Source organism: Rudaea sp., from assembly GCF_036383415.1.
GTDB lineage: Bacteria > Pseudomonadota > Gammaproteobacteria > Xanthomonadales > Rhodanobacteraceae > Rudaea.
This window is the reverse complement of record NZ_DASVOK010000317.1, coordinates 1-9,509: the sequence shown is the minus strand read 5'-3', so window position 1 is coordinate 9,509 and position 9,509 is coordinate 1. Positions and strand designations below refer to the sequence as shown.

Genomic DNA, 9,509 nt, shown 5'->3' with positions numbered 1-9,509 from the left:
CGGCAAGTATCTGCCGCTCAGCGCGGCCGTCGCGAAAGAGGAATTGCAGAAACTCGAAAAGATCGGCGTCCCTGCCGCATCCAACACCAAAACGGGAGGTTCACCATGATACGACCCACCCTTCTCGGCACGGCCCTGTTGTTTCTGGCTGCCGGCACCAGCGCGCAGGAGCCCGCGGGGAAAACCGCGCAGGCCCAAGCCAAAGGCGAAGACAAGGCCGCAGCGGAAAGCGCGCCGACGAATGCCAAGCGCAGCATCTGGACGCTCAACGTCACCGGCTTCCGCAAGGAGCACGGGAAAAACGGCGGCTACACCAAGAAGTGGGACCTGTCCGACCTGCCGCATTACCAGCCGAAGCGGCAGGTGCAGGGCACGCTGCGCATCTGGGGCAGCAACTATCTCAAGGACGGTCCGCTCGGCAGCTACTGGGCCGACGCGTTCAAGAAATTCCAGCCCGGCGTCACGATCGAGTACAACCTGCCGACCGCGGGCATCGGCATTCCCGCACTGGCCGGCAAGGTGGCTGATCTCGCCGTCGGTCGCCCGCCGACGCTGATGGACCACCTGACCTTCGAGCAGGTCTTCCACTACGGACTCACCGAGATCAACGCGGCGACGGGCTCGTTCGACGTCTACGGCTGGTCGCCGGCGTACGTCATCCTCGTGCACAAGAGCAACCCGGTCACGCAGATCAGCATGAAACAGCTCGATGGCGTGTTCGGCACGGCGCGCAACGGCGGCTACGACGGAAGCACCTGGCACAACGAGTATCCGTACAAGCGCGGCGCCGAGGAAAACATCCGCACCTGGGGACAGCTCGGCGCCACCGGCGAGTGGGCGAACAAGCCGATCCATCCCTGCGGCCAGAGCCCGCGCGCGAACATCCAGGTGGTGTTCCAGAACCTCGTGCTGCGCGGCAGCGACCAGTGGGTGGAGGGCTACCGCGCCTTCGCCAATTATGCGACACCGGACGGCAAGATCGCCTCGTGGAGCAAGCAGGTGCTCGATGCCGCGGAGAGCGATCCGCTGTCGATCTGCGTCGCTTCGCCGCTGTCGCTCGGTCCCAACCTGCGTGAACTCGCCGTGCAGGGATTCAACGGCGGTGCCTACGTACAACGCACGCTCGAAACGGTACGCGACCGCAGCTATCCGTTGATCAACGACATCTATTTCTTCGCGGACAAGCCGCCGGGCAAGGCGATGGATCCGAAGGTCGAGGAATTCCTGCGCTTCGTCCTCAGCCAGGAAGGGCAGAACGAAGTTCAGCATGAAGGCCGCTACCTGCCGCTTACCGGTTCCGTCGTGAAGGCGATGCTGGCCAAGCTGGAGCCCGGCGCGAAATGAGGCGCCCGGTCGTCCACACGCAACGCGCGCCGGAGGCGGCAAAGCGGTGGACGGATCTGGCATCCAGCGTTGCGTTCGTGCTCTTCCTCCTCCCGCATCCGGTCGCGGCGCCGTCGCTGAAGTTCACGCCGCCGCCGACGCTGGAATCGATTCCGCCGCAGCCGGCGGCGCGAGACAGCTACGAGGCACGACTCGTGGCGACGATGTCGCCTTACGCGCCGCAGACGCGCGTAACCGGCACGATCCGTCTCTGGGGCCACGGCAATCGCAAGCTGCCGTGGATGCGCCATCTCGTGATGCTGTGGCAGGAAGGTTTTCGCAAATTCCATCCCGGCGTGACGTTCGACTACCAGATGCACGGCACCTCGTCGGGCGTGCCGTCATTGTTCAACGGCACGGGCGACGTGGCGATACTCGGCGAGGAAATCCTGCCCGAGGCGGTGAGGGCGTTCGAGCACGTGAAGCACTATCCGCCACTCGGCATCGAGATCGTCACCGGCAGCGTCGACGTGCGCAATTTCGATTACGCGCAACAGTTCTTCGTGCACAAGGACAACCCGCTCGCGCAGATGACGCTGCAGCAGCTCGACGCGGTGTTCGGCGCCGAACACCGGCGCGGACCGAAGAACATCCGCAGCTGGGGCGAACTGGGCTTGACCGGCGAATGGGCGGACAAGCCGATCCATCCCTACGGCTGGGCGATCGACGACAGCTTCGGCGCGTATCTGCAGGAATATCTTCTCGGCGGCAGCCATCGCTGGAACTGCGCGCTGCGCGAGTACGTCCACCAATCCCAGCCCGACGGCCGCATCTACGATCACGGCCAGCAGATCCTCGATGCGTTGGCGGACGATCGCTACGGCATCGCGGTGTCGAACATCCGCTATGCCGGACCCGAGGTGAAGGCGCTGGCGATCGGTGCGACGTCCGCGGGGCCGTTCTACCAGGCCACCAAGCAGGCGCTGGTCGAACATCGCTATCCGCTCGCGCGCACGATCCCCGCGATCATCGACCGCGCGCCCGGCATGCCGGTCGATCCGAAGCTGAAGGAATTCCTGCGCTATCTGCTGAGCCGAGACGGGCAGGAGATGGTGATCCGTGACGGCCGCTATCTGCCGTTGTCGCCAGGCTTGATCGCCGAGCAATTGAGGAAGATCGAATGATGCGCGGCGCATGCATTTCGATATTCCGCCAGCTGCTGCCGGCCGTGTTCGCATTCTTCGCCACAGCGACGGCGACTGCGCAGGACGCGCCGGCTTTTGCGCCGCAACCGCTCGCTGCGGGCACATTGCGCATCTGGGGTCATCCCTCATTCTCCGGCGTGGTGCAACGCTGGGCGGAGGGCTTTCGCCGCTTCCATCCGGAGATCACCGTCGTGCCGCAGCTGATGGGCAGCGATACCGCGGTGCCCGGACTCTATGGCGGCCGCGCCGACATCGCGTTGCTCGGTCGCGAACCGAACATCACCGACGAGAACGGCTTTCTGCGGCCGAAGCAATACAAGTACACATCGATCGAGCTGATGGGCAGCAGCCTCGACGTGAACGCGATGTCGCCGGCCTTGGCGGTACTCGTGCATCGCGACAATCCGGTGAGACGAATGACGCTGCGTCAGCTCGAACAAGCGATGACCTGCGGCGCTACCGGTACTGAGCACAAGCCGCTGACCTGGGGCGAGCTGGGCGCGAGCGGCGAATGGACCGACAAGCCGGTGCGGCTCTATCTGATGAACATCGAAAGCGGCACGGGCCTTTTCCTGCTCAGCCGGATCACGCGCGGCAGCCGGCGCCTCGCCTGGGATCGCGTCGAGGATTTCAGCGATCGCCGCCGCGCCGATGGTTCGACGTATCGCGCTGCCGAGCAGGCCGCCGACGCGTTGCGTGCCGATCGCTACGGCCTTGCGATCTCGAACCTGCGCGCGCTGACGCCAGAACTCGCTCCGGTGGCGCTGGCTGCGGAAACCGGCGGGCCGTTCGTGCTGCCGACGCGGCAGAGTGTGGTCGACCGCAGTTACCCGCTGGCACGACGCGCTTACGCCATCATCGATCGCCCGCCCGGAAAGCCTGTCGATCCGAAGGTGCGCGAATTCCTGCGCTATGCACTGAGCCGGGAAGGCCAGGCGGATATCGAACGCGAACCCGGTTACGTGCCTTTGTCGGCGGCAGTGCGCGATGCGCAGATACAAGGCCTTCACTGACCCATTCCTTTCATCGTTTCGCGGAGACGTTTCCGATGACTCAACACCGCTTCCGTTGGCTACCGCTGACTCTGGCCTTGGTCGCAAGCATTGCATCGCACGCGCGTGACACCGCTCCCGCAGGCTCGCAGGATCCGCTCGAGATGCAGCGCGCGCGTGCGGCATGGCTCGCCGCGAAATCCAACAAGGTCTACTACGCGCCACAATTCGATTTGAGTGCGCTGCCTGCTTATCAGCCGCAGCAGAAGCTGTCGGGCACGATCCGCCACTGGGGTTCGAACTATCTCGCCGACAGCAACTTGGCCAAATGCCTCGAAGACGGCTTCCGCAAGTTCCAGCCGGACGTCACCTTCGAGGACAACCTCAAGAGCACGTTCATCGGCATGGCGTCGCTCTATATGGATCGCGCCGACGTCGCCGCGATGGGACGCAAGGCCACCTGGGAGGAGACGCAGGCATTCCAGCGCGTGCTCGAAAGCCAGCCGGTCGAGATTGCGATGGCGACCGGCTCGCTCGACATTCCGGGCTGGACCTGGGCGCTGACGCCCGTGCTGCACAAGGACAACCCGCTCGCCAAGCTGACGCTGCCGCAACTCGACGGCATCTTCGGTGCGCAGCGCGATGGCGGCTGGAAAGGCAACGAATGGGATCCGAAAGAAGCGCGCGGACCCGAGAAGAACATCCGCACCTGGGGCCAGCTCGGCCTGATCGGCGAATGGGCGAACAAGCCGATCCACGTCTATGGCTACAACCTCAACTATCACTTTCCGCGCGATTTCGCCGAGAAGGTGATGGGTGGCGGCTACAAGTGGAACGAGACCATGCGCGAGTTCAGCAACGCCGCCGCGCCCGACGGCAAGACGCTTATCAGCGCCGGCGATCTGTTGATCAAGGCCGTGGCTGACGACAAGTACGGCATCACCTACACCAGCATCAAATATCTCAACGCGCAGACCAAAACGGTGCCGCTGGCAAGGACCGCGATCGGACCCTTCCTGATGCCGACGCTGCAGACCGTGCAGAGCCGCGCCTATCCGCTGACGCGCGAGGTCTACTACTACACCTATCAGCGTCCGGGGCAGGAGATGAATCCGCGCGTGAAGGAATACCTGCGCTTCGTGCTGAGCCGGGAAGGCCAGGCCTGCGTGCAGAGCGACGGCAAGTATCTGCCGATGACGGCGGCGTTCGCGGCCGAGCAGCGCGCGAAACTCGAAGCGGGTGGCAAGGCCGCGAAGGCGGACGGAGGATAGCTAAGAAGATCCTCCGGGCGTATTCGCGTTGCCCGCCCCGTTCATGCACGCCGTCGCCAAACCCATCCAGGAATCGCTTTCATGATCGCCGGCCTGCGCCAAGCGGCAACGTTCGTACACCGTTGGACCGGCCTTGCGTTCGGCCCGTTGATCGTCCTGATGGCGCTCACCGGCATCGGCCTCGTCTTGCGGCCGCAGTTGAATCCGCTCGTCTATCCCGGGCTGGGAAACGCGAGCGCCTGTGCAGCTCCGCTGTCGATGGACCGGCTCGCCGACGCGGCACGTAGCGTGCATCCCGACGGCACGCTCGCCTTCGTCTGGTTCTACGGCAGCTCGGGCACCTCGACGATGTTCCGCTTCAGCGACAACGATTCGATCTACGTCGATCCGTGCGATGGCCGCGTGCTCGGCCGGCAGAACCGCTACGGCGGTCTGTTCGGCATGCTGGAAAAAGTGCACAAGTGGGCCTATCTGCAGGGCGACAAGCCGATCGATTTCGTTCCCGGTTCAATTGCGATCGCGATGAGCTTCGTTCTCGTCATCGGCGGCATCTTCATCTGGTGGCCACGCAAGCTCGGGGCGCTGAAAGTGGCCGCGAAATACAACCCGCGCCTGCGTGGCCTGCCGAGACTGCGCAATCAGCACACGTCGGCGGGGCTCTACGCCGCATTGATCCTGCTCCCGGTGGCGTTGACCGGAATCCCGCAGGCATTCGACTGGGCGGGCAATGCGATCTGCCGGATCGTCGGTTCGCCGGTTCCGGTCGGCGCGCCTTCGTCGTCCGAACCCGCAGGGCGCGAGCCGTTGCGTGTCGAGTCCACCATGCAGACGGTGCGCAAGCTGCTGCCCGATTTCGATCTGGCCGTCATCCGCTATCCCGCGAAGCCGCGCGGATCGATCGAGATCTACACGGTCGACCGCACCGCGCCGATCGCCAACGCGCGCAACTATCTTTATCTGGACGCTTACAGCGGCGAGGTGCTGAGCTTCCGCCCGTACGCGCAGGCCAGCTTCGGGCAGAAACTGATCTTCGCAGCGGTCGCAGTGCATACCGGCCAGATCGGCGGGCTGCTCGGCCAGTGCATCCTGCTGCTCGGCATGCTCGCCGTTCCGATCCTCGGCTACACCGGCATCGTGCGCTATCTGCGCATGCGAAAAATCCTGCGCTGAGCGGAGAGGGTGTGTGGCTATTTCGGCAGTTCGTCGAGCGTGTGCACTTGGCGCTGCGCGGCTTCCTTGGCGAGCGGCAGATAGCCGCCTTGATCGGCCTCGAGCGCATGCTGGCCTTCGGCGCCGAGAACATGACGCAGAAATTTTTCGACGGTGGCACCGGGCGCCGAATGCGAAGGCACGTTGATGTACGCATACAGTGAACGGCGCAGCGGATAGACACCGTCGATCAAGGTCGACCGCGTCGGCGGTTGAAACTCGCCATCGCTCCTGAGCGCGAGCGCCTTCACCCCGGCGTTCGCGTAGGCGAGATCGGCGATCGCCATGCCGTAGCGGTCCCTGGCAAGTGCGCGCAGCACGTCGCGCCCGGCAACGTCAACGCCCGGCGTGCGCGCAGGCTCGGCGAATTCGTCGAGATTCTCCCAATTCATCTTGCTTTCGCCACCGAGCACGCGCGCGCGGAAGAACGCGCCGCTGCCGCTTTCGCTGTCCGGCGCGTACAGGTGAATCCGATGCCGCGACCACTCGCCGCTCACACCCAGATCGCTCCAGTCGCGCAGGCTGCGCGCGCCCTGTGCGGGTTTCGCGCCGAAGACCGAGGCGATCGTTGCGAAGTCGATGCGCGCCAGCGAATTGTCGCGATGCACGAATACGGCGAGCGCGGGCGAACGCCCCGGGCTGGCGAGGCTGCCGGTGGCGACCTCGATACGCGTGGGCCGATAGTGGAAGACCCATTCGAACGCCTTGATCTCCGCGTCGGTCGCCTCGCGTCCGATCAGCGCGATATCGGCCTGGCCGGTATACAAGGCCGCCATCGCGATGTCGCTGCCGGTCAAATGCGTGACCACGCGCGTGCCGCGAAACCCGCCTTGCCAGCGGCCCACGATGTCCGCGGCGCGCGGCGTGCCCCATACGCGCAGCATGCCGGATGGCGCCTGCCAGGGTGGCGGTGCGATCGGCCCGGCGCCTGCGCAGAGGACCGGCGAGGCGAGAGCTGCGACGACAGCGAGCGCGCGGATGAGCTTGCGCAAGGCTATAGAGCTTTTCATCACTTCAATTTCCCGATCTGCGCATCGCGTGCATGCCGGTCGAGCGGCAGGTAGTCGCTGCGTTCGATCAGCAGCGACTGGCCTTCGCGGCTCAGCACGAAGCGCAGGAATTCGTCGACCGCGGGAGCGAGCTTGCGTCCGGGCGGCAGGTCGACGATCGCGGGAATGATGCGCACCAGCGGATAGCTGCGGTCGATGAGGCTGGCCGTCGTCGCGCGCACCCACGGACCATCATCGCGCCAGGCCAGCGCCACCGCCTTGACGCCGGGACGCGCGTAGCGCACGTTCGAGATCGCGATGCCGTAGCGGTCCTGCGCGAGCGCGTCGAGGATGCGCTGTCCCTGATCGTACTGGCTGCCGTCGGCGTTCACGCCGTGGACATACTCGCGAACATCAGGATTCCAGCGATGGCTGTCTTCGAGCACGCGCTCGCGGAAGAACAGGCCGAAGTCTTCGTCGGTCTTCCACGAATACGGCGTGATTCGGTGTCCGGCCCATTCGCCGCCGAGGCCCAGTTGCGACCAGTCGCGGACATTGCGCTCGCCGCGCTTGTGCTGCTCGCCGAGAATCGCATCGAGCTGGCGCAGCGACAGGCACTCGACCGGATTGTCCGCGTGCACAAAGATCATGTGCGCGTAGTCGAAGTAATTGGTTTCGACGCTGCCCGTGGCGACTTCGATGGCGGTCGGGGCATAGCCTTTCGCGCGCACGAAGGCGCGCGCGGCCGCCGGGCTGATTTCTTCGCCGAGCAGCGCGATGTCGCCGGCGCCGGTGTAGAGCGCGCCGACCGCCGACGCCGTGCCGTACATGCGATAGTCGAAACGGACATCGGGTTGCTGGCGATGAAACGCCTCGATCCATGAACGCACCAGATCGCCCATGAAGTCACGTTTGGCGCTGCCGTGGCCCCACAGGCGGATCGTGCCAGTGACCTTGCGCAGCGGCGCATAGGCGGGAAATCCCTCGATCGCGCGCCGTGCCGTATCGGTGCGATCGTCCTTGTCGGCTGCCATCGGCGCGCATCGCGCCGGTTGTTGTAAAAGCGCCGCCGCGTCCGCACCACCTGGGGAAGAAGCAGGTGGCGCGGCGATTGCCGCGGCAGCGTGGAACAGACACGCGCCGAGCCAGGTCCACTCGATCGATCGATGCCGTGATCGCAACATGGCGGCTCCGACGATTGCGTGATCAGAACTTGGCGCGGAACGAAAGCGTGAAGTTGCGCGGCGCGCCGGGTATGACCATCACCTGTGGGGTCGAGCCCGTGGCGACGTAATAGGTGCGATCGAAAAGATTGTTGAGCTTGAGGTTGACCGAATAGTTGTCGTGCTCGTAGGTCAGCGCCATGTCGGCGACCGTGTAGCCTGGCATCGCCAGGATGCCCGGAATGGCCGTCGTCGGCACGCTTCCCGCGTAGCTGCTGTTGTAGACGAAGCCCGCACCGATCGAGAAGCCGTTGTCGAAGTTGTAGCGTGTCCACAGATTGGAGCTGTCCGCCGGCGCATTCTGCAACTTCGCGCCGACCTGTACCGGCTGGTTCGATGCGGTCACGCGAGCGTTGTTGTGCGCATAGCCGAAAATCAGCTGCCATTGCTTGGTGACGTTGAAGTTGGTTTCGAATTCGACGCCATCCGAGCGCGCCGCGCCGATCTGGGTCCAGCAGGTGCCGTAGGCGACGCAGCTGAAGCTGTTGAGGATGTTCTTTTCGTCGATGCGGTATACCGCAAGCGTCGCGGTGAGGCGACCGTCGAAAAGCTTGTCGTTCTTGACCCCGGCTTCGTATTGCTTGCCCTCGATTGGCACGAAATGGTTTTGGCCGTTGATGTCCTGATAGGTCGGGTCGGGCGGAACATAGGATTCGGAAAAGCTCGCATAGAGCGTCCAGTTCTTGTTCGGCTGGAACAGCACGCCGGCCATCGGCAACAGGGATTTCTTTATCGTTTTGCTCTGATCCGGCTGCGCAGGCCTGATGAAGACTGAGGTGGAATCGTCGCTGAAGTTGCGCGCGCCGAGCGAAACCTTCCAGCGTTCCCCCAGGGAGATCAGATCGGAAACATAGATGGCACGAGTGTCATCCTGGTTGATGTTGTTGGTGAGCGACGTCGCCGCTCCCGGCGGGATGGTGTCGAAGGCCGGCACCTTTCCATAGACCGGGTTGTAGATGTTTATGTTGAAACAATAAGCGCCAGGGCAGGTGCTGTTATAGAACTTGGTGCGATTGTTGTTGATCGAGAAACGCTCGCTGGTGACGCCGACCACGATCTTCTGCTCGACCGGTCCGGTTTCGAGCGGAATCGCCAGATTGGTATCGAAGGTTTTGGTGCTGCGCGAGACTTCGAGGGCTCGGGCGCGCCGCTGCAGCGTCACGTTGTCGGACAGGATCGAGACAGCGCTGAAGTCCGTCTGATCGCTTGAATAGTCGGCATAGCGGTACGCCGCATTCCAGACCCAGTTGTTGGCAAACGTATGGTTGAACTGGAGTGTGGCAGTTTTGCCTTCTTC

General features: G+C 64.1%; 8 protein-coding genes. 5 read left to right on the top strand and 3 right to left on the bottom strand.

Annotated elements, in window-relative coordinates; translation table 11 throughout:
- The first annotated feature begins 105 nt into the window (after positions 1-105).
- The 5 genes from VF497_RS11920 to VF497_RS11900 all read left to right on the top strand — a co-directional run bounded on the left by VF497_RS11920 (position 106) and on the right by VF497_RS11900 (position 5,961).
- Complete coding sequence (locus tag VF497_RS11920; protein WP_330888966.1) at positions 106-1,344, top strand: PstS family phosphate ABC transporter substrate-binding protein; 1,239 nt, start codon at positions 106-108, stop codon at positions 1,342-1,344.
- 77 nt (positions 1,345-1,421) lie between these two features.
- Positions 1,422-2,507 (top strand): PstS family phosphate ABC transporter substrate-binding protein, encoded by a 1,086-nt coding sequence (locus VF497_RS11915; protein ID WP_330888964.1) that lies wholly within the window; start codon positions 1,422-1,424, stop codon positions 2,505-2,507.
- The gene (locus tag VF497_RS11910) at positions 2,504-3,541 is read left to right on the top strand and encodes a PstS family phosphate ABC transporter substrate-binding protein (protein ID WP_330888962.1); all 1,038 of its coding nucleotides are present in this window, start codon (positions 2,504-2,506) and stop codon (positions 3,539-3,541) included. The genes VF497_RS11915 and VF497_RS11910 overlap by 4 nt, the downstream gene beginning before the upstream one ends.
- A gap of 35 nt (positions 3,542-3,576) precedes the next feature.
- The gene (locus VF497_RS11905) at positions 3,577-4,791 is read left to right on the top strand and encodes a PstS family phosphate ABC transporter substrate-binding protein (RefSeq protein WP_330888960.1); all 1,215 of its coding nucleotides are present in this window, start codon (positions 3,577-3,579) and stop codon (positions 4,789-4,791) included.
- 81 nt (positions 4,792-4,872) lie between these two features.
- Entirely contained in the window at positions 4,873-5,961 is a 1,089-nt protein-coding gene (locus tag VF497_RS11900) for a PepSY-associated TM helix domain-containing protein (protein ID WP_330888957.1), read from the top strand.
- A 17-nt stretch (positions 5,962-5,978) separates the two neighbouring features.
- Here VF497_RS11900 and VF497_RS11895 read toward each other — a convergent pair whose 3' ends face one another.
- The 3 genes from VF497_RS11895 to VF497_RS11885 all read right to left on the bottom strand — a co-directional run.
- On the bottom strand, positions 5,979-7,010 hold the full coding sequence (locus VF497_RS11895; RefSeq protein WP_330888955.1) for a PstS family phosphate ABC transporter substrate-binding protein: 1,032 nt from the start codon (positions 7,008-7,010) through the stop codon (positions 5,979-5,981).
- Complete coding sequence (locus VF497_RS11890) at positions 7,010-8,023, bottom strand: PstS family phosphate ABC transporter substrate-binding protein (protein WP_330888953.1); 1,014 nt, start codon at positions 8,021-8,023, stop codon at positions 7,010-7,012. Before VF497_RS11890 ends, VF497_RS11895 begins: the two co-directional genes overlap by 1 nt.
- A 172-nt stretch (positions 8,024-8,195) precedes the next feature.
- A partial coding sequence (locus tag VF497_RS11885; protein WP_330888951.1) for a TonB-dependent siderophore receptor occupies positions 8,196-9,509 on the bottom strand: 1,314 nt, incomplete at its 5' end.